Here is a 20,656-nt window from a genome sequence, read left to right as displayed (position 1 = left end):
TACCCCCGATAAGTACTAGCAGTTACCAACTAGTAAGGCTTCTTGCTTGAGTTTCGCCCCGAAGTTTTTGATGAGTAAGTCTTGCAATACTGGCTGCAAGTCTTCGCATGGTATGCCTTTGGTGACGCAAGTTCCTAAATGAGCATCTTTGCCGACTTTGCCACCCATATATATGTCAACGCCTTCCAAGGTTTTGCCATTTTTGCGAGTTTTAGTTCCCATCAAGCCGATGTCTGCAACTTGGGGCTGTCCGCATGAGTTGGGGCAACCTGTCCAGTGAATTCGGACTGGATTGGTGAAGGTTAAGTCTTCTTCTAAGGCTTTAATCATTGCCAGGGCGCGGTTTTTGGTTTCGATGAGGGCAAAGTTGCAAAATTGTGCCCCTGTGCAGGATACTAGCGATCGCGTCAGCAAACCTGGATCAATAGAAAACCTTTCTAGCAAAGACTCTGTTAAAAATGTTGCTAAACGCGAGTCAGAAATGTTGGGAATAACGATGTTTTGCTCAAGTGTGAAGCGGATTTCGCCACTGCCGTAAACTTCCGCTAGACGCGCAATTTCAAACATATCTTCGGCATACAGCCGCCCGACGGGAATGTTCAAACCTGCGTAATTTAATCCTGCTTGTTTTTGTTTATATACACCGATATGGTCGCGTTTTTCCCAATCGATTTCGTCTTTTGCTGCTGCGGGTAATAATGATTTACCCAAGCGGCTTTCTACTTCTGCGCGAAACTTTTCTACACCCCATTCATCAATTAGCCACATCAAGCGCGATTTTTGCCGATTAGCACGCGGCCCATGATCACGAAAGACTTCTAAAACGGCTCTACATACAGCGACTACATCTTCGGGAAGTACCCAAGCATTTAAAGGAATCGCTGCTTCACAACGTTTCGCTGAGAAAAAGCCACCCACAATGATGTTGAAGCCAAATATTGGGGACTGGGGATTGGGGATTGGGGATTGGGAAGATTTTTCCCCACTCGCTTCCTTAAATGCTGGAACAAAAGCTAAATCGTTAATCTCAGCATGAACTGAATTGTCTCGTCCACCTGTGATTGCAATATTAAACTTCCGTGGTAAGTTGCTAAACTCTGGGTTCCCTTCGCCTTTGTTGGTGAGCATATCTTGAATTTGCTGTACCAACTCTCGTGTGTCGTACAACTCATCCCCATCCAACCCCGCCACAGGATCGCCTGTGATGTTGCGGACGTTATCCATCCCTGACTGGATAGTGGTTAAACCAACTGCGTGAAATCTATTAAAGATATCTGGTAAATCTTCAATTCTGATCCCCCGTAATTGGATATTCTGTCTCGTAGTAATATCAGCGCAACCATCATCACCGTAACGTTGCACTACTTGGGCTAAAACACGCATCTGACTGCTGCTGAGAATACCGTTAGGCATCCGCAACCGCATCATAAACTTACCTGGGGTGACTGGGCGGAAAAACACACCCACCCACTTGAGCCGATGATCGCGATCGATTTCGTCCATTGCTTCCCACCCCAAGGCGGCAAATTTCTCTATCTCATCCCTGATGGCGAGTCCATCTTTTTGAGCCTTGAATTTCTCGAACTTGTTGAGGCTAGTAGTGGTAGTTGCTGTGTCTGTCATGATCTGACTCTCAATGCAAAATTACTGAATATGGTGATAATTGCCCAATATCAATCAACCCGTAGTTCCATCAAGTGTTGTATCTACGAGGATTAGGAAATAAAAACTTAATATTTGCTTACGGTTGATTATTTTTACTTCAGAGCATTCAAAGCGAAACTCCAAATCCGTGATTAGTTAAGGAAAACTTGTTGCCCTTTACATCTTGGAAATTTGTCAAGCAGGTTTAGAGAATGTTCATGTAACAATTTCGATACCTATAACTTAAAGGCATATTTCTGTTAAAATCGTATAAATAGCTACGGTTTTTTGGTAAAATTGCTGAAAACGGATAAATAATATGCATTTATTGCATCAAAGCTAGCCAATGACCCACGTAAACCCCTTAATGAAGGGTATTTGAAATGATCGAAGGGATTTTAGATTGCCATAAATCAATTCTGAATCCAAAATTGAGTGGCAGATGTTAGCTAAAACTTAGATATTATTTCAGCAGCTATGAAACGTCGTGATTTTATTAATTGGGCAGGTTTGGGTGGGATAGCGAGTTCTCTACCTATAGCGATCGCAGCTTGTTCTTCTCAAACAACTCCAGTATCTAAGGATTGGCAAACAGTAGGCACTTCGGCAGAATTAGATAAGACTGGTCAATTGTTGGCTAAAAACTCACCTGCTGGGCCTCTGTTGCTAGTCGGTACATCTAAGGCTGCGAATCTGACTGCTGTTAACCCTACCTGTACTCACGCAGGTTGCACCGTAACATGGAAAGCTGAGACAAAAAAATTCGTCTGTCCTTGTCATGATTCGGAATTTGGCATTGACGGTAAAGTGCAAAAAGGCCCAGCCACAGAAGCCCTTAAAACTTATGCCGTCAAAATTGAGGGTAATTCAGTTCTAGTCAAACCAAGTTAAATAATACAATTCAGGGTATCGTGAGTAATATCAACCAGCTTTTGGTGCAAGCCCAGACAGCATACGATGCAGCTGATTGGTCATCACTAATTCAATATTTACAACAATTAATTTTAGCGACAGATTCTGAGCATCCAGAGATAGTTAAAAATCAAGAATATCTGCTGAAATTAACACTTTCAATGTTAGAGATGGGGGATTTTCAGCAACGCTGGGAAATCACCAAAGTGTTGACTCGCTTGGGAAATATTGCCATCCCACCACTCATTGAGATATTAGAAGACGAAGATGCAGAGGAAGAATTACGCTGGTATGCAGCACGGACTTTAGGCGAATTTCAGCACCCAGAAGCCATCGCACCCTTAGTTGAATTATTGAAAACCGATGAGGATCAAGAACTTAAAGCGATCGCAGCTACAGCACTAGCGCAAATGGGTAGTGTTGCGATTACTTCACTAACTGAACTTCTAGCAGATGAAGATACAAGGCTTTTAGCAGTGCGATCGCTTTCCTGCATTCCCCAAATAGAAACCATCACACCGCTATTAAGTGTAGTACAAGATCCACAAGCAACAATCCGCACGGCTGCAATTGAAGCCCTCAGCAGCTTTCATGACGAACGTATACCACCAGTATTGTTAAACGCTTTGGATGATATAGCCGCCACAGTTAGGCGTGCAGCAATACTTGGTTTAGGTTTTCGCTCTGACTTACGCGAAGCATTAGATTTAGTGACGAGACTACAACCCAAGCTTTACGACTTTAATATTGATGTTTGTTGTGCAGCCGCAGTTTCCCTTTCTCGAATGGGTTGTGATGAGGCAGCCCAGCAATTATTTAAGCTGCTAATATCACCCCATACACCGCTACCACTGCAATTAGAAACCATCCGCGCTTTGGTTTGGGTGGGAACACCATCCAGTTTGGAATATTTACAAACAGCATTTAATCAAATCACTTCAGAGACACTTTGGCAAGAAATTGTTACAGTTTTGGGGCGAGTGCAAAAGCCGCAAACTACACGAGCCGTAGAAATATTATTGCAAATACTGCGATTGCAGCATCCAGCCATAGAGATTGTCAGCATCAATTGTGCGATCGCTTTATCTTTAGGGCAGTTAGGCGAAATGCAAGCTATTGAACCATTGATTTCGCTACTAGCTGATTCTAATGCATCAGTGAGACTACACGCGATCGCGGCATTAAAAAATTTGGATATGGAAGCCGCACATCAACAATTGCAGCAGTTAGCAAATAACCTCGAACTTACACCAGATTTGCAACAAGGAATAGCGATCGCTTTGGCTGAGTGGTAATTTCTGTCAAATTGGAGGTCGGACTCTTCCTCTACTATGAACAGGTGATTGTCCGGCTATGATTTAAAGCATATTGCCACTGACCAACTTTATGAAAACCTTTACTGCGATAATTGAGCGAGATTCTGATACTAATCTCTACGTTGGTTATGTGCCTGGATTTCCCGGAGCGCATTCTCAAGGAGAAACCTTAGATGAGTTACAGGAAAATCTACGCGAAGTGATTGAGATGCTTCTAGAAGATGAAGACGCGACATTTGAGACGGAATTTGTTGGTACACAGCAGATCGTGGTTCAGTAAACCATGAGCAACATTCCTGTCCTGAAGCCACAAGAGGTCATCCGCATTCTAGAAAACCTTGGTTTTGTGGAGGTGCGCCAGAAGGGTTCACACAAGCAGTTTCGTCACTAAGATGGTCGAGGAACAACAGTTCCGTTTCACAAGAGCCGCGATATTTCACCGAGATTGCTACGCCAAATTGCGAATGATATTGGTTTGTCTGTTGAAGAAATGTTGGAGTCGCAGTGAGATTCATCCTCTCCTTTGGCGTTAGGACATCGGTACAAAGCGGAGAATTGACAAAAAAGGCAGTAAAACCTGATTTATACCAATGTAAATCAGATAAAAGATACTGTAACAAACTATACTAAATTACCGATAAAAAACCGTTAACTTAATGAAACTGATAAATGTAATTCAGGCTACATAAAAATGCGCCTAGAGCAGTTGCAAGCCTTTCTAGCGATCGCACAAACCGGCAGCTTTCAACAAGCAGCGCGAACATCTGGTGTTACGCAATCGACAATTAGTCGCCAAATCCAGGCATTGGAAGCAGATTTGGGTATAGAACTGTTTCACAGAAATAGTCATGCAAAATTAACGCTGGGAGGTGAATGTTTACTACCCCGTGCCCGCAAAATTTGCCAAGAATGGCAGACAGCTACAGAAGAATTAGCTGATTTAATCGCCGGAAAGCAGCCAGAACTTTGCATTGCCGCGATTCACTCTTTATGTGGATCTTACTTACCCCCAGTGTTGCAAAAATTTTGTCATGATTACCCAGATGTGCAATTGCGGGTGACTTCATTGGGAAGCGATCGCGCTCTGAAAGTCCTCAAAGATGGATTGGTGGATTTAGCAATTGTGATGAATAATCGCTTCTTAACCACTGGTAGAGAAATGGTGGTAGAAGTACTTTATGATGAACCTATAGAAATTCTAACCGCAGCCAATCATCCACTAGCCCAATATGAATTAGTCCCTTGGTCGGAGCTAATTCGTTATCCCCAAGTGGTTTTTAAAGATGGTTATGGGATGCAGCGCTTAATACAAGATAGATTTGAGCGAATGGAAGCTACACTCCAGGCAGCTTTAGAGGTAAATACCCTAGATGCCTTCCGAGGAGTGGTGCGCCAAGGAGAATTGATAGCTTTGCTACCTCAATCAGCATTAATGGAAGCTCGTCTTGACCCTACCCTAGCGATTCGTTCCTTAGCCAGCAATAGTAGTAGTGGTTTAACAGATGGTTCCAGTTTGACCCGTCGGGTAGTTATGGTAACAACTCAAGATCGGCTTCAAATTCCCCCTATCAAACACTTTTGGCAACTTGTGTGCGAGAATATTCCATTACAAATTGACCAGCAGCGATCGGCTTCTTAAGCGTTATTAGTTATTAATCATTTGGTCATTAGTCATTTACAGAAAGGACAATGGACAAATGACATAGACGCGTCTGCGGCTTCCCACAGGGTAGGACAAAGCACAAATGAGCAATATATTTAGGGAATTACTACAAAAAGTAGGTAGCGGAAACCACACAGGCGAGAATTTAACTCGCACCCAAGCAGCCACCGCCATTAAAATGATGCTGCTGGGTGAAGCTACACCAGCCCAAATCGGAGCGTTTTTGATTGCTCATCGAATCAAACGTCCTACGGGGGAAGAGTTAGCGGGAATGTTGGATGCTTATGATGAATTGGGGCCAAAACTGCAACCAACCGTCTCTCGGCGACCAGCGATCGCTCTTGGTGTACCTTATGATGGCAGAACACGCACAGCACCAATTAGTCCGGTAACAGCTTTACTACTCGCCGCAGTTGGACAACCAGTGGTAATGCACGGTGGCGATCGCCTCCCAACTAAGTACGGCTTACCTCTAATAGATATTTGGCAGGCTTTAGGAGTCGATTGGACTGTCCTACCACTAGCAAAAACCCAGCAGGTGTTTGAGCAAACGGGAATCGGCTTTATTTATCTACCTCAGCATTTTCCCTTAACTAACAGTATTTGGGAATACCGCGAGCAACTTGGCAAACGTCCGCCATTGGCGACAATGGAGCTAATCTGGTGTCCTTATGCCGGAGATGCTCACGTAATTGCTGGGTTTGTGCATCCGCCGACAGAAGGGATGTTTAAGATAGCTCTGGGGCTGCGGGGAGTAACAAAATTTACATTAGTGAAAGGATTAGAAGGGAGTTGTGATTTACCGCGCGATCGCACTGCGATTATCAGCTTATCTTCATCTGTAGCATCCCAAGAGATAGAACGATTGCATCTCGTACCGCGTGATTACGGCTTTACTACCAAGAACGTACCCCTTGGAACTACTGAAGAACTGGTGGCGGATATTCAGAAGGTTTTGGCAGGTGAACCAGGCGAACTAATGCAAACAGCCTTGTGGAATGGAGGTTTTTACCTATGGCGGAGTGGTATTTGTCGAGATATGCCAGAGGGTTTAGCTAAGGCAGAAGAATTATTAACCAATGGTACAGTAGCAGCTAAACTCCAAGAACTCAGCCAGATAGTAAATTCACTCTCAGCAGAAGTATTTCAGCCAGTGTAAACACTTCAGTTAAAAATATGAATTTCATCACTTTAGGGTGTCAGCGACTTCTCCAAAATAGATTTTTGTTGCAACCAATCCTGACCTACTTGAATACTGATATCTGAGCCAAGGTTGCCAGTACTTTCCACACGTACTTCGCCAAACCCCAAAGTGTCACGAATTGATTCGGCACTGTCACCATCTCCTTGCTGGGCGACAATATGAGTCACCTCTAGAGGTTCACCCCATGCCTTGGCTATATAGATGTTGCGATATCCAGATTTTTCCAAAGCTCTAATCAATGGTCGGAGGTTAGAGCGATCGCCATCTGTACTATCTTGAATTGCTACACGCAAAGAGCGTGGATCAGTCGCAGTCGCCTGCTGTTCCTCTTCTGACTCCAAACCAAAGTGTTGAGCCATCACTTTAGCAATACCATCTTTGTTGGGCAACCAATAGCTAGCATCAAATTCATTTTTATCGCTAAAGCGACCTGGCAGCATTAACATTTGCATATTAGAGCGATTTGTTCGCACCCCAAAACCCATTAGCGCCACTAACTCCTCAACCGTCAAGTTAGTATCGATGTGGTCTTTCACTACATCAAGAACTTTAGGTAATTGAGCAACAGTAGCGGGGTTAAGTGTTTGATCCATCAAGGCACGCATGACCATTTGCTGCCTCTGAATCCGGCCAATATCACCGAGTTCGTCATGGCGAAACCGCAGTAATTGCAGTGTTTGCTCGCCGTTGAGATGCTGCTTACCCGCCTTCAAATTGATGTACAAATGCTGAGAATCATCTTGGTACTTCATATCTTTGGGGACGTAGACTGTTACGCCCCCTAAAGCATCGATCAGCTTGGCAACTCCCAGAACATTAATTCGCACATAGCGATCAATTCCTGCCCCACCTAAGAGATTACTGACGGTTCTGGCAGTCAAAGCTGGCCCACCTTCAACATTGGCGGCATTAATTTTTTTCACCCCATACCCCTCTATTTCTGTACGGGTATCTCTGGGAACGGAGAGCATAACTATTTTTTTAGTCTCTGGATCAAATTTGACCAAGAGCATCACATCGGCAAGACCATCAAAGGAGTTTACCTGGGGCAGGTATTTGAGATTTTTGGTTTCTTCGGGAGGATTTTGGACATCTGGAGGAAGTACGCTCATGCCCATAACTAAGAGATTAACCGGGCGGGTTAATTCTGAAAATCGCAATACACCTCCAGAAATGCGATCGCCATCAAACACCGCTTCATCCTGTGGACTTAGCTGGGCTTGTTGCAAAGGCGTACTGGTCAAAGACACTGCCAAAAGCGCCCCTGCTGTTGCTGACACCATTGCAATCCCACTCATGCCTACCCAAAACCACAGCCAACGCCCGGATTTCGGGTTATGGGAAAGGGGAATTCTTTTAATGGACTTTGAGGCTTTTCCCGACTGGTTTTCTTCCGCCGAACTTCTTTGAATGGTCACAGACTTCCTCACACTTACTCACTAATCAAATTCGGTAAATTTGCAAACTAAAAACATCCAAACAAATCAACCCATAATAACTAACTCTTAATTATCAGTGCTAATTTTTTTAATGTAGTGTCAACCACAACACTTATAGCAGCATTTTTCTTTCTTTTGGGCCAACCTAGAGATGTTTTACTGAAGTATGGCAATAATAAACTGGATTTGACTAGATATATAGATAAATCAACAGTAATTTTTTCGGAAATAGGTAAAACTACTGAAAAATTCTCACCCTAAAAAATTAAGATAAGTACTTTCCTAGAACTCGTTCGGCTAAGTTAGTAAACCCTGGTAAACGCCCAGATTTGCCCTGCATCAGGCGCAAAATCAACCAGACACTTACTAAAAAGTAACCCGATGTCAGAAAGCTATTCAGGATAAAAAGACGTAGCAGAAAAAAATCTGAAGTTGCTGCTCCGGTAGCTAATAATAGATATCCCAACAGCCAAGTAAGCGCCAAAGTAATAGACAGACGACTAATAGAAAGTTCTTCCCGGCTCCCTTGGCCCCGATAGAGAGTCCACAAGGACGGAAAAAAGCCGATGATTGGAATCAAATGTAAAAGCAACTGTGTTTTGGGCATTGGGTATTGAAAAGAGGCAGAGGGGCGGGGGGCAGGGGGCAGGGGGAAAAATCCTTCTCCCTTGCTCCCAGCTAAGAGCTCCCTTGCTTCTTCCCCACTCCCCACTTCCCACTCCTCATTCTCTTTCGGTTCAAAATTTTTCATTTGGATTAGTCTAACTCCTAAACTAGAAGGATGAATAAGACTCATATAGTTAGAGATAATAATCTGTAAAGAAAGATTTCATTTAGTTCTATCCAGCAATCAGCTTAAAATGCAGACACGCAAGCTACTCGACTGGTGGCAAACATTTACACCAATAGCGCGAATCGGGGCGATCGCGTTATTCCTGCCGCTACTAGTTCTTAATGGTTGGGCACTTTCGGTATTTTTTAATTATTTCCATTCTCTCATAGTCATTTTAGTCGGAGCCTCAGTGCTAGCATTTCTGCTCAACTACCCCGTGAGCTGGATGGAGCATCATGGTGCTAGGCGAGAGCAAGTCGCTATTTTAGTATTTCTCTTGGCTTTATCGATTTTATTAGCCTTGGGTGTGACACTTTTTCCATTGGCTCTTACCCAAGCTCAACAACTGGTAGCTCGTTTACCAGAGTTGATCGACTCTGGACGCTCTCAGTTAATGATATTAAACGAAAAAGCTGAGACTTATGGTTTACCAATTAACCTTGATGCTCTAGTAGTGCAAATCAACGATCGCGTCAAGGGACAATTGCAAGCGATCGCTGGACAAGTTTTAAATCTGGCAGTAGTTACAGTCACTAGTCTGCTAGATATTCTCTTGACGATGGTTTTGACTTTCTACCTTTTACAGCATGGGGGTGAACTCTGGGAAAGTTTAGTAGAATGGTTGCCTTCTAAATTTCGCGATCCTTTTTCCAAAACAGTCCGCCTGAGCTTCCAAAATTTCTTCATCACCCAGTTGATTTTATCTACTTGCATGGCATCAGCCCTGATTCCTACCTTTTTGTGGCTGAAAGTGCCATTTGGTCTACTATTTGGTCTAAGTATTGGTCTGATGGCTCTCGTGCCCTTTGGCGGTTCTGTAGGTATCGCTATGACTACACTATTGGTAGCGCTGCAAGATTTCTCAATGGGTGTGAGAGTCTTGATAGCAGCAGTAATTGTACAGCAAATTCTCGAAAACTTAATTGCCCCCCGAATTTTAGGCAGCTTTACTGGTTTAAATCCAGTTTGGATTTTAATTTCAGTCTTGACAGGGGCAAGAATTGGCGGACTCTTGGGTGTAATTGTGGCAGTACCCACAGCTGTTGTAATTAAGACTGCTTTAAGCGCCTTGCGTCCTGGAAGCTTAAGTAGCCAGACAGACGACAGCGCTACTGGGGAGATCACTGCATCCATTGCAGCAAACCAGTCCTCGAAAGCTGACGCTAACAACACATTGAGTATTTCTGAAGCGACATTACCTTAGGGAGGCAGAAGTCAGAAGGGATTCAAGACTTCATATTTTGACTTTTGACTTTTGACTTCCCCGTTCGCGCAGCGTCCCCAAGGGTTGGGGTTGACACCAGGATTCCTTGAAACCTATCAAAGATAAGGAGGCAGGAGAAAACCTCTGCCATGTTCGCGCACAGCGTCTCGTAGAGAAGGGAAGAGGTTTGAGCAATGACGTATCTTTTCTGGTGCTGTGAATCTCGAAAAGAATATTTCTAACTTTTTACCTACAATTCGGCTTGGTTTGTACCTTTCCTCCTGCTTTCTCATTGTGGATCAATGATGGAACCCGTAAACAAAACCCTTCCCGTCTGATTATCCCTAATGGCACAGAAGAAAGGACGATCAACAATCATTCGGAATGGTTCTGGTTCTTCTCTGAAAGCTGTTGCGACTATTCCCACTGAAGTAGCCGCAGCCGCTTCGGTGCCTTCTTCGTTCACTTCGACAAAAGTTTTATGCTTAACTTCGCTAATGGCAAAATTTTTACCCATGCCTGAAAAATTGGCTTTGTTGCTGAAAGCCTCCTCCATACCTAAAGCTTTTAAGGCATCATTGAGAGTAACATCATACTCACTTTTAAAGCGGGGTAAGCGAATAAACCCTTTTTGTTTGCTGAACTGAGTCATCCATTTATCCCAGTTCTCAACATTCAAGTTTTGATAGAAGGTTTTTAGGTTAGAGTTGTGTTTTGGCAGGAAAATATAAAAGCTGAATTTACCATCTTTGCCGTAAGGTAAACTAACCGCTTGAAACTGTTTGCTTTCATAATATCTATAGTCACCATCTTGTGACATCATCGGGTGTTGTTTTGGCTTGCCAGATGTGGTATAAAAAGGATATTGAGCAGTTTGACTTTTATTAAATTCTTGGCTCCATTTTCCTTTAAAATAGATGGCATTAATTAAAAACAACACCTGACTTGGATCAATTTTTTCAATTATCTTATCGATTTTGCCATTAGTGTTATCTTTTACCCAGTTATTGATAATACTAGGCGTTGCTCGATCTTGAAAATTTAAATTGCTGACCTTAGCTTTATAGGAATACTGTATTCTTTGGAGAAAGTCTGGCTGAAAGCTAAAATTTTTGTTTGCCCAAAGTGAGTTAGCAATATTCAGTTGTACTTTCGGATCAGAATTGTCTAAAAGCTGCTTTAATGCCGCCGCGTAAGAAGAGTTGATTTCTGCTAGATTCAGCCCCTGTAATTCCAGGGTTTTTGCGATCGCTAGTTGAGTCGTGCCGCTAGCGCCGTTGTAGGTCATAGCTAAAGCGATCGCAACACTCGAAGGTGAGATAAAAACATTCTTTTGATCCCGATCCTTTTTCAGAACTTCTGAAAAGAGTTTGAAGCCAAACTTATTGCTAGACTCAACAAGTTTAGTATCAGTCTTGAGTGTTTTTTTTTGCAATGGAGTTTCTGGCTGAGGTAAACCAGATTGGGCAAGGGTACTTTTATTACTATCGACTTGAGAATACCCTAATACACTGCATAAAACAACACTTGCGGCTGCCATAGCATAGCGTCTGCCCAGGCTAACACCGTAACGTCTTTGGATGAAATTTTCTCTCATACTACTATATTTCTGCGGATTCATCTTACCACCTCACTTGCGAAAGATTCCCGAACTGTGATCATGGGTGACGCAGATACTGTGTCAATGATTAACTATTGCATTTGCTCCAATACAAAAATGGCACTGTTACAGAAACTGTAACAGCAAGTTATTAGCTCAGAGGAATTAAACACAACTTATTAGAGTTGCTAAATCCTAATTGAGGCGGCAATACAGACGAATTATAAAAATCTCGATTCTTAGGAACTTTCCTATTTATCTATAAAAGTATTGTAGACTACTTAATCATGAAATAACCAGCGCTCTTGATTTTTAAAGATAAAATCACGCTTTTTAGTTCACAAAATACCAAACTTTTGTAGGCATACAGAGCTGTGCTACCCTACAGGGGAATGTTATTTAAATAAATGAAAAACGCTGTAAGTTGACACAGATAAAAGTTGTGCTACCTTGTTTCAATTAATAGGTACACTCCACCAAGCTAAACTGTAGGGTTGAGTCACTTCATTTAACTTTTGACGAAACTGGACGCGAATTTTGTAATTGCCAGCAGCAGCAACGGGGCAGAAAATATGTTCTATACTATCGATTTGGCTGATTGAGGAGCAAACAGCACCAGCATCTGAGTTTTGAGCATTAGCTTTTACTAAGTATAGGTCAAGATTATTCAAACCGCGATCGCGGAAATTTTCGCCTACGTCATATTGCTGGTTTTTATTTTTATCGTTGAGTTCTACCAATCGATCCCAACTCAGAGTAACAGCAACAAAACTCCCCTGTTTTAACGGTTTTGCTAATATATAGTCAACAGACGTTCCAGCATTGACTGTGCGATAATCCCAACCAATAGCAGGTATAGTTGTTGATGGCTGCCATTGACCACTACTAAGTTGCTGATAAGCGCGAAATACATTTAAATGACCCGCTCCCATTTGGGCATCCAAGGGAATTTTTGGATCTTTATAAGCATCAGAATCCAGCCAGCTTTGATTTTTTTTATCAATTAGTGTCCGGCTCATTCGCAACAGCAAACCATCACCGCTATCTTGGATTTTGTCTGCTGAATTCAGCAATATAGCTTTCATTACTTGATGACGGCGAGCATCAATGCTCCAGTGTGGTTGTTTTGTCCGTATCTGTCGATCAGCAAATTCTTGCAACAGAGCAACACTAGCCGTAACTTGAGGCGCTGCAAAACTAGTACCTGTAACCTTGTTAACTTTGCCATCCGGATTGAGCAAAGGAATGTTATTCCCAGGAGCAACTAAACTGATAGCACCACGCTCATCAAGATTAAATTCCTTTCCAGCTAGCCTTCCGCTTACTCCTTGGTTAGCACCCGCCAGATTAGCCACATCTACTTTGTTAAAAACTCCCCCTCGGCGAGATGAAAAAGCCACGTTTATTCCGTTAAAATTATCTGTAGGAATAGGAATACCCCCCTTACCTTGATTGCCTGCGATCGCATACAAAACATCATGAACGCGACTAGACCAGTCAACACATAAAGTTAGTAAAGCATTGCCGTCTAAAGTAGCCTCCGGGCGAGGATCGCGGCTCAGAGGTTCACCAAAGCTAAAGTTAATAGCCCGGACATCACCACCATTTTGTAAGGCTATGTGCTGGGCTGATAAGCACTCTTCTGGCTGACCCATATTTTTAGTAGAACCCACCGCAGACGAATACAGCCGCGCTCCCGGAGCAACTCCCGGCAAAGCTTTGTCTTGACTCACCATCATCCCAGCGACATTGTAAGCGTGAGGGTCAACACCATTATTTGATTTAGCTGGCCCGTTGCGTAAGAACACCGCCGCTAAAGAAATGGCGCGATTTTTAGACACCGCCTTATCCCACCCAAAGATTCCAGGTCGGCCAATTTCCACTTGACCAATAGCAATCTTGCGACCGATTAAATTATAAGGAGCTTGGTGTAGCCTCAGAGCGTCAATGCCATTAGTTCCTAGAGCAAATTCTAAAGCTGAAGCAATTACAGGCGCGCTCAGACAAGAAGCACTTAATCCCCAAATTATCCAGGTTAGTTTTTTAGCCATTAGCCATTAGTCATTAGTCATTCAATTTTAGATTTTAAATTTTGGATTTGGGATTAAAGGAAAATCCCAAATCCAAAATGAGCAGAGTTAGGAGTTATTATTCTCCCTACTCCCAAAAAATCCGGGAGCAAAATTATGAGTCTTGCTCAATGTTTTGTTACAATGCTTACAGACGAGGACGCTTAAAAATCCACTAGCCATGACCCAAAACCTATCTCAAAAACCCATTGTCATTTCTCCATCTATCCTATCAGCCGATTTTAGTCGTCTGGGTGATGAAATTCGCGCCGTAGACGCGGCTGGAGCCGATTGGATTCATGTTGATGTCATGGACGGTCGTTTTGTACCTAATATTACGATAGGCCCTCTGATTGTGGAGGCGATTCGTCCGGTTACGACCAAGACACTGGATGTCCACTTGATGATTGTGGAGCCAGAAAAGTATGTAGAAGGATTTGCTAAGGCGGGTGCCGATATTATCTCTGTACACTGCGAGCATAATGCTTCACCCCACCTGCACCGCACCTTGGGGCAAATTAAAGAGCTTGGTAAGAAAGCTGGAGTTGTACTTAATCCTGGTAGCCCTCTAGAGCTAATTGAATACGTTCTAGATTTGTGCGATTTAGTACTAATTATGAGCGTCAACCCTGGTTTTGGTGGTCAAAGCTTTATCCCTGGTGTATTACCCAAAATCCGCAAGCTGCGTCAAATGTGTGATGAACGCGGTCTTGACCCTTGGATTGAAGTCGATGGAGGACTGAAGGCAAATAATACCTGGCAAGTTTTAGAAGCGGGAGCTAATGCAATTGTCGCCGGTTCAGCTGTATTTAACGCTAAAGATTATGCTGAGGCTATTACATCAATTCGTAATAGCAAGCGTCCTACCCCAGAATTAGCCAAGGTTTAATTCATTTTTGGATTAACCATTCTCTACAAAAAATAGGGTGGGCAAATTGCTCACCCTATTTTTATTTAGACATAAAAAACTGGAAGCTATTCAAGTTTTGAACTTCCAGTAGTTGTTATATAAATTGAAAATTTAGAAACCAGAGATAATCCAGGTTGGGAGGACTAGGATTACAATAGTCGAAAGAGAAGCGTATGGACCTACTAGTTTTACCAGCCACGACAACGATTTTACCGTAACTTTTCTGTTTCCGTTCCTGTTATTGGTGTTAAGCGTTTGCTTTATTTAACTAAAGCAACACCAACCACAGGATAGAAAGTTTTATTAGCATTACTCCCATCGTCTGCAGTCGATGAAAGCTGTGTAAAATTTGGATTGGGGGAATCCACCTCCCCAAATTCTCTTTGCTGAGACTTCCTCAGAAAAAGAACCACCAGTAGCAACGGTTGTATCGTTGGTCTTGGTATAGGAGTTATTTACTCCATGAAATGCTGACTACTTTTGTAATAAGTTTGATTGATTTCATAGTCAGAACTAATCATTGATTTTATTTATTAAAATTAATCTATTTGCCGCAAATCACCTCTATTTTGGTTTAAGTTGTAGTTGTTATTAGTTTACCAATATCCTTAGTATATATTTGCCATTTTGGCACATTTCTGCAAATAAATATTAAATTAATCACTGCTATAGAAAACCTACCATGCTAAAAATTTTAAATTAGCATAGTAGGTTTTCAGACACTCAATCAGCTTTAGGGCAGAATCTGTGGATTCCAAATTGTTTTTAATTCACTCCACAGCGTTTCAAGGAAATATCTTGGCTGCTTTCTGGTTTTTGCTTTCCAACTACCTCAAGATAAGCAGGTCTTGAATCTTTCAGCATTTTTAGATTTTCACTTTGCTGTTGTTTTGTTCTATTGGTTTGAGAATTTTCTTTGAGCAAGCGATTGTAGGTACGGTACGGAATGTAATGGAGAGGATTATACCCAGCAAATCGTAGCATTAAAACACATGCCCAGGAGTACTTTCCAGCAATTATTGCTTCAACTACTTTGTCAAATTGTTGAGCTTTGACTGTTGTATCTAAGTTACTACTAATACCAGCAATGTCTTGATTCATCATAGTGTTTAGTTATCTTGGGTGAAGTAAACTAGTTAAATTTCAGCGATTGTTAGTGTTTCAATTGAGGGTTACAAACTGCACTAACCTTTTTGTAGCTGTTGAATCGCTTTCAGGTAATTGTCAGCAATTTGGCGATGTTGGATGTTGACGAAGGATAAAAATCTATCAATCAACAGACGCGTACATAATTTTCCTAAACTCTGATTGGCTCTCGTAGCTTTGAATAGTAAAGATACAGGCTGAAACTTCTCTGCTGTTTAAGCTTTACCTTGGCGCTATTGAGCAGAGTTTTAGTAATTTTGGCTGATAACTCCCCTAGTAAACTAGTTTTGGCAAGAGCTAGCTCGTAGTAAGGATACAAATGATATAGATTCATTCCTGAACTGTCCCCTTGGCTTGAGGTTTCGACTGCATTTGACCTGATGATTTTTTTCATGAACTAACGTTTGATTAAAAACAATCAAGTTTTTAATCAAGTTTGTTAGCTGCTCAGTCCTAACTATCCAGATTCCCTTCGATGAATTGAGGAAACTGTACTTATAGCTTGTTAGTAAGTGAAAGGTAAAATTTTATCTTTTGTCTTCTCATCTAACTGGTAAGACAAAAGTCTCGGCGTAGCTCTTGGTAGATGCAGTTTTGTCCTCTGAAACTTTCTCAACTCCTAGTTCAATAAACTTTCTCTGTTAAAACGCCTGTATTTCTTACTACTGCTTAATTAAGCATTTTCCGGCAAGTTTCCATATTTTTTTGAGTAGTGGGAAAAATTTATTTATCTTTGAGCTTTAACAATGCCATTCGCATTTATACTATTTTTTGTCGTTAATGTCATCTACTACTTTAGTAGATTTTAAGCTAAATTTACTGAATGTATTTAGATACGTACTTGCGTCTTGTGCAGCTTTTAATTTTGTCCTCCTTTGCTAAATCATGAGGGGTGTGACCCCCCATACAATCTCAATTTAAACCATTTATTATTGTCGAGTTGCTAGAAAATACTACCACTAACTACCATGTAAAACAACTTCTAAAAATAAGAAAGTTTAAATAATAAAAAACGTTCGTATCTATAACATTGGACATATTTTATTAATAAGTTCAATTAGAAAATTATATTTCTTGATTTACAAGAAATATAGCTTAAGCTTATCTAAATGAAACCATTGTAAACTGACCATAAATTTTTTCATGATTATCATTTAGTAATGATAGACAGCCTAGTTTAAAAAAATCCTGATTAGTGGGAATAAAGATAGTTAATTTTAATTATAACCACTTGAAATCAAGCAAAACACCTATAGCAAGATGCTTTTAATAAAAAACATGTAGCAGATTAAGTAGGTAGTATATTAGGGGAATTAGTGATGAGATAAAGTTAACTAATACATAAGGTTGTTAAATTTGTTCAGCAGCACATTTTCTATAAATCATAATTTTTTTTGAAAGATAAGTAGTCTTATAGGGTGTGTTAATAGAGCGTAACTTACCATTCTAATATTTTGGTGTGTTAGCGATAGCGTAACGAACCCTATGTGGATTTCAAAAATACAATTGGAATTCTATATGTGTCTTAATCTTTAAAACTTTTATAAAATTGAGATTACGGATGCTGTGCTAGTTAGGCTAAATACTAATAAAAACTACCAATTTTTATGAGTTCGCAATCAGTGCCTTGATCAACAAGATACCTCGGTCTAAAACAAAGATATAGTCGGCATAGAGTAGTCTTGAATTCTCAATGCTTCAACTCTTACCATTACTGAAATTTTCCTTCGCTTCCGGAAACACTTGGAAAATATAGTCACAAATTTAGACTCTGCTTTGTCAGATAAAGACCAATATGCTTGGGTTAAGGTTAGAACTCTTTGTCAAAGTCAATTTTTTTAACTAACCGCAGAGGCGCAGAGTACACAGAGAGAATGAGAAAATGCTTAACCCAAGCATATTGCGATAAAAGCTTGTTCTGGATAGGCTTTCACGTTGAGTTGACACGCATGATAGCTGTGCGCCCCTACGTTTATTGCATCAAGACGAGAACCGTTTTGATGGTAAATTAATTAATAACTAAGTAAATGCTCCAAATTGCCATTGCTCGTAAGTAAGTGCTAGCGCGGAAAGTATCAGCTGCGGTGATAGCTTCAGGGGTGCGAAATTGCAAACCATTGTCATAAATTTGCTGCACCACAGCTTGCGTCAACTTAAACGCTTCATCTTTCATTCCCATTTGCACAAGAAAAGCCGCCAGGCCAAAGTTTATCCCTGTCCAGACTTCTAGGGGATGAGTAGCTTTGGGGTTTTCTGGTGAACCGTCAGGACGAACACCATTAGCAGCACCAAACTCACCATTGCAGAATTTCAAAAAGCACGCATCATAAACAGTTTTTAGGGCAGAGAGAGCGCGATCGCTCGGTACAATATCTGGTAAGTCCAGCAGACGAGCATAAAATTGTCCGCACAATTGATCTGCCATCACCACATCGGAACCACTTTCACTATCAAGTTTGTAATATTGCCCATTCCAGAGTTTTTCTTGGTAAATAGGAAGAGATTGTTGTAACCAAGTTTCATAAGTGGATTTTTGAACCGCCAAGACGGCAAGGTTGCCAAGGTTGTGAGTTAATAAAATATCGCTAATTGCGATCGCAGCCTCTAGCGCCGCTAACCATAACCCACCACAATAAGCACTGACACCCTGTAACCGCCAATCATCAAAGGTTTGGTCAGGCGCACCGGAATTTTCGGGAATCCCATCGCCATCAATGTCAAAAGTTTTCAGGTAGTCGAGGGTTTGAACGATCGCATCCCAGCAATCTGCCAGGAATTCTACATCATCAGCACCTGTGAGCAGAAAATCACGGTATACTTGCAAGACAAAATCACTACCCAAATCTTTCCATAAATTGCAGTCTTGATAGCTGGTGTAGTTGGTTTTCTCCCAAACGTGTTCATTGGGTGCGCCTAAATCGTGGGGTGTTGCACCTGCAACTTTCCGAACTGCAATCGGGCTTTCTGCTTTAATTGTCATGTAATAGCCAATTATCCGGGGTGTATCATCACCTTGAGGAATGGCCCTTGCAAATGCCCTCATTACCGACTTTTCTAGTTCTGGAAACAGCATCAGTAGGGCAAAAGAGCCGTATAATCGCACATCTAGACTTTCATACCAACGGTAATCTAAGCACTCCAGCACCGCAAACTGACCGATGGGGTCAAGTTCTGATGCTGCACTCCAGAGAGTACCGCCGCTAGTGAGGTCATAAAGCTCATTAAATAGAGCCATTTTAAACCAGTTGGGTAAATCTTCCCGGTCAAGAATCGGTTTTTGCCAACTTTGAATTTGCGATCGCCAAGTTTGATATTCTTGTAGCGCAGTAGATGCGATCGCCCAGGCGTTGTTTCCGCTTTTACCAAAAAAGTCTGTATATCTGCGATAATAGTTGACTCCGGCGGCAAATTCTGTGATCGGTAAATCCCAAGCTAGGACAAAGGGGATTTCAAGAGTTTCACCTGGTTGGAGAGTAAAACGGAGTGCCATCGCAGCCCCCAATTGTGTATTCTCTGTTGCTGTGGTATCTAGATAATTAGGCAAAGAACCATCTTTAGCAAAGCTTTGCCACACCTCATCACCAGTTCCTTCAGGATTCCATCGGGTGTGGTGAAATACTTCCACTTGGGGATGCTTCAGCGTCGCAATACACCAAGTTCCGTCACCTTCTTGCAAAGCATCGCTACCAACCCGACCTAAAACACAGCCAAACTGTTGTGTATTTTCAACTATTTGGTTATAGTTTCCTTGACTTTCGCCCCAGCGCGGTTGGTATTCGTAAACCGGACTACCATCATCGCGCACCCGCACTTCGGGAGATTTTAGAGCGTTTGTAAACCAGCCCACCATATTTTGCCAAGTGAGCATAATACTGAGAGTAATGGGTGCATCTGTGGGGTTGTGGGCATTCCAGAGGAATATTGCCACAGGGTAGCTAGTTTCTTGGTAATTACCTGCCCAGACTGGGGAAAATTGTTCACAAGTCAACTGTGCTTGAAATACATTTTCGTACACAAACCAGCTACGTGGGTATAGTGCGTGATAATTTCCCGTCCCCTCTGTTGCGGGAGTTGTCGGATACCATTGCCAAGCTTTGAGAGTACCATCATCGGGCGCTTGTGTAGATAAAGCGTAGGCTTGGGAAGATGTGCTATTGGACTCAAACACACTGAACTGACAAGCGGGAACGTTTTTGAAGGTATGTTCACCGCCATCGATGTGCCACAGATTAAAATCTCCCCGTGAAGAACGACCGATGCAACCTGCACCAAAGCCACCTAAAGGCATACCATGCCAAGGGCCATCATCGATATTACTTGCGTAGCGGACGGTATAAGCTTTGTCCCAGCCTAAGCCGATGGGACGGCTCCAAGTGCAAGAGGGAATTTTCGGAGAGAGTTGATTTGTCATCGCTTAATGTTACATTGTGCAGTTACGTCAATGAAGACTAGCGCGATGTGTGATTTTTCTCAAGGGGCACAACGATGCAAGCGCACGGCATTGCATTGGTGTCAACTTAAGAAGATAAAGCCCAAATTTGTTGGGTGTAAGCGTCAATCTCAACGGTGGCGTTTACATTTAGTTTTGTCGTAATCGATCACGGGGCGATCGCAGACTAAAAGCCAATAGATGTCAATGAGTGAAGAAACTAGGGGAATTAGTCTAAGAGAGTTCACTCTATTTGATAAAAGTAAATAAACGGGTATGGCTTCGGGG

At 42.0% G+C, this 20,656-nt stretch carries 15 protein-coding genes; 8 read left to right on the top strand and 7 right to left on the bottom strand.

Translation table 11 applies throughout. The features are described from left to right. Nucleotides 1–15: 15 nt before the first annotated feature. Nucleotides 16–1,623, bottom strand: a complete 1,608-nt coding sequence (locus tag LC608_RS12475) for a ferredoxin--nitrite reductase (RefSeq protein ID WP_229553863.1) — start codon at nucleotides 1,621–1,623, stop codon at nucleotides 16–18. Between the two features lie 498 nt (nucleotides 1,624–2,121). On the opposite strand from LC608_RS12475, the gene LC608_RS12470 reads away from it, so the two are divergent. The 6 genes from LC608_RS12470 (at nucleotide 2,122) to LC608_RS12445 (ending at nucleotide 6,694) form a co-directional block, all read left to right on the top strand. After that, nucleotides 2,122–2,535 carry a ubiquinol-cytochrome c reductase iron-sulfur subunit gene (locus tag LC608_RS12470; RefSeq protein ID WP_229553862.1) on the top strand — a complete coding sequence of 138 codons (414 nt, stop codon included), beginning with the start codon at nucleotides 2,122–2,124 and terminating at the stop codon, nucleotides 2,533–2,535. Between the two features lie 17 nt (nucleotides 2,536–2,552). Next, nucleotides 2,553–3,851 (top strand): HEAT repeat domain-containing protein, encoded by a 1,299-nt coding sequence (locus tag LC608_RS12465; protein ID WP_229554090.1) that lies wholly within the window; start codon nucleotides 2,553–2,555, stop codon nucleotides 3,849–3,851. A gap of 91 nt (nucleotides 3,852–3,942) precedes the next feature. Next, nucleotides 3,943–4,152 (top strand): type II toxin-antitoxin system HicB family antitoxin, encoded by a 210-nt coding sequence (locus tag LC608_RS12460; protein WP_100900778.1) that lies wholly within the window; start codon nucleotides 3,943–3,945, stop codon nucleotides 4,150–4,152. Between the two features lie 3 nt (nucleotides 4,153–4,155). Then, nucleotides 4,156–4,263 carry a type II toxin-antitoxin system HicA family toxin gene (locus LC608_RS12455; RefSeq protein WP_229553861.1) on the top strand — a complete coding sequence of 36 codons (108 nt, stop codon included), beginning with the start codon at nucleotides 4,156–4,158 and terminating at the stop codon, nucleotides 4,261–4,263. A 300-nt stretch (nucleotides 4,264–4,563) separates the two neighbouring features. Continuing rightward, on the top strand, nucleotides 4,564–5,511 hold the full coding sequence (locus LC608_RS12450) for a LysR family transcriptional regulator (RefSeq protein WP_229553860.1): 948 nt from the start codon (nucleotides 4,564–4,566) through the stop codon (nucleotides 5,509–5,511). A gap of 106 nt (nucleotides 5,512–5,617) precedes the next feature. Next, nucleotides 5,618–6,694: an anthranilate phosphoribosyltransferase family protein gene (locus tag LC608_RS12445; protein WP_229553859.1), complete on the top strand. Its 1,077-nt coding sequence runs from the start codon at nucleotides 5,618–5,620 to the stop codon at nucleotides 6,692–6,694. 32 nt (nucleotides 6,695–6,726) lie between these two features. Here LC608_RS12445 and LC608_RS12440 read toward each other — a convergent pair whose 3' ends face one another. Further along, on the bottom strand, nucleotides 6,727–8,157 hold the full coding sequence (locus LC608_RS12440) for an LCP family protein (RefSeq protein ID WP_229553858.1): 1,431 nt from the start codon (nucleotides 8,155–8,157) through the stop codon (nucleotides 6,727–6,729). A gap of 286 nt (nucleotides 8,158–8,443) precedes the next feature. Next, nucleotides 8,444–8,785 (bottom strand): hypothetical protein, encoded by a 342-nt coding sequence (locus LC608_RS12435; RefSeq protein WP_229554089.1) that lies wholly within the window; start codon nucleotides 8,783–8,785, stop codon nucleotides 8,444–8,446. A 253-nt stretch (nucleotides 8,786–9,038) separates the two neighbouring features. On the opposite strand from LC608_RS12435, the gene LC608_RS12430 reads away from it, so the two are divergent. Beyond that, complete coding sequence (locus LC608_RS12430; protein ID WP_229553857.1) at nucleotides 9,039–10,214, top strand: AI-2E family transporter; 1,176 nt, start codon at nucleotides 9,039–9,041, stop codon at nucleotides 10,212–10,214. 289 nt (nucleotides 10,215–10,503) lie between these two features. Here the strand turns inward: LC608_RS12430 and LC608_RS12425 are convergent, their stop codons facing one another. Together LC608_RS12425 and LC608_RS12420 are read right to left on the bottom strand one after the other, a co-directional pair. Further along, complete coding sequence (locus LC608_RS12425) at nucleotides 10,504–11,835, bottom strand: serpin family protein (RefSeq protein ID WP_229553856.1); 1,332 nt, start codon at nucleotides 11,833–11,835, stop codon at nucleotides 10,504–10,506. A 434-nt stretch (nucleotides 11,836–12,269) separates the two neighbouring features. Beyond that, nucleotides 12,270–13,865: a S8 family serine peptidase gene (locus LC608_RS12420; protein WP_229553855.1), complete on the bottom strand. Its 1,596-nt coding sequence runs from the start codon at nucleotides 13,863–13,865 to the stop codon at nucleotides 12,270–12,272. 199 nt (nucleotides 13,866–14,064) lie between these two features. Between LC608_RS12420 and rpe the strand changes: the two genes are divergently transcribed. Further along, nucleotides 14,065–14,772: a ribulose-phosphate 3-epimerase gene (gene rpe / locus LC608_RS12415; protein ID WP_109008981.1), complete on the top strand. Its 708-nt coding sequence runs from the start codon at nucleotides 14,065–14,067 to the stop codon at nucleotides 14,770–14,772. A 786-nt stretch (nucleotides 14,773–15,558) separates the two neighbouring features. Here the strand turns inward: rpe and LC608_RS12410 are convergent. Both LC608_RS12410 and LC608_RS12405 read right to left on the bottom strand, forming a co-directional pair. After that, nucleotides 15,559–15,894, bottom strand: a complete 336-nt coding sequence (locus LC608_RS12410) for a HetP family heterocyst commitment protein (RefSeq protein ID WP_374108398.1) — start codon at nucleotides 15,892–15,894, stop codon at nucleotides 15,559–15,561. Between the two features lie 2,053 nt (nucleotides 15,895–17,947). Further along, nucleotides 17,948–20,350 (bottom strand): GH116 family glycosyl hydrolase, encoded by a 2,403-nt coding sequence (locus LC608_RS12405; RefSeq protein WP_229553853.1) that lies wholly within the window; start codon nucleotides 20,348–20,350, stop codon nucleotides 17,948–17,950. Nucleotides 20,351–20,656: the final 306 nt, after the last annotated feature.

The sequence above is a fragment of the Nostoc sp. XA010 genome (assembly GCF_020829625.1).
Lineage (GTDB): Bacteria > Cyanobacteriota > Cyanobacteriia > Cyanobacteriales > Nostocaceae > Nostoc.
Note: the sequence above shows the minus strand (reverse complement) of the source record. Positions and strands in the feature narration are given on the sequence as shown.

Bases quoted from the DNA above. Each gene is read 5' to 3' on its own strand.
- LC608_RS12475 (WP_229553863.1), bottom strand. From the start codon at position 1,623: ATGACAGACACAGCAACTACCACTACTAGCCTCAACAAGTTCGAGAAA.
- LC608_RS12470 (WP_229553862.1), top strand. From the start codon at position 2,122: ATGAAACGTCGTGATTTTATTAATTGGGCAGGTTTGGGTGGGATAGCG.
- LC608_RS12460 (WP_100900778.1), top strand. From the start codon at position 3,943: ATGAAAACCTTTACTGCGATAATTGAGCGAGATTCTGATACTAATCTC.
- LC608_RS12455 (WP_229553861.1), top strand. From the start codon at position 4,156: ATGAGCAACATTCCTGTCCTGAAGCCACAAGAGGTCATCCGCATTCTA.
- LC608_RS12450 (WP_229553860.1), top strand. From the start codon at position 4,564: ATGCGCCTAGAGCAGTTGCAAGCCTTTCTAGCGATCGCACAAACCGGC.
- LC608_RS12445 (WP_229553859.1), top strand. From the start codon at position 5,618: ATGAGCAATATATTTAGGGAATTACTACAAAAAGTAGGTAGCGGAAAC.
- LC608_RS12435 (WP_229554089.1), bottom strand. From the start codon at position 8,785: ATGCCCAAAACACAGTTGCTTTTACATTTGATTCCAATCATCGGCTTT.
- LC608_RS12430 (WP_229553857.1), top strand. From the start codon at position 9,039: ATGCAGACACGCAAGCTACTCGACTGGTGGCAAACATTTACACCAATA.
- LC608_RS12425 (WP_229553856.1), bottom strand. From the start codon at position 11,835: ATGAATCCGCAGAAATATAGTAGTATGAGAGAAAATTTCATCCAAAGA.
- LC608_RS12420 (WP_229553855.1), bottom strand. From the start codon at position 13,865: ATGGCTAAAAAACTAACCTGGATAATTTGGGGATTAAGTGCTTCTTGT.
- rpe (WP_109008981.1), top strand. From the start codon at position 14,065: ATGACCCAAAACCTATCTCAAAAACCCATTGTCATTTCTCCATCTATC.
- LC608_RS12410 (WP_374108398.1), bottom strand. From the start codon at position 15,894: ATGAATCAAGACATTGCTGGTATTAGTAGTAACTTAGATACAACAGTC.
- LC608_RS12405 (WP_229553853.1), bottom strand. From the start codon at position 20,350: ATGACAAATCAACTCTCTCCGAAAATTCCCTCTTGCACTTGGAGCCGT.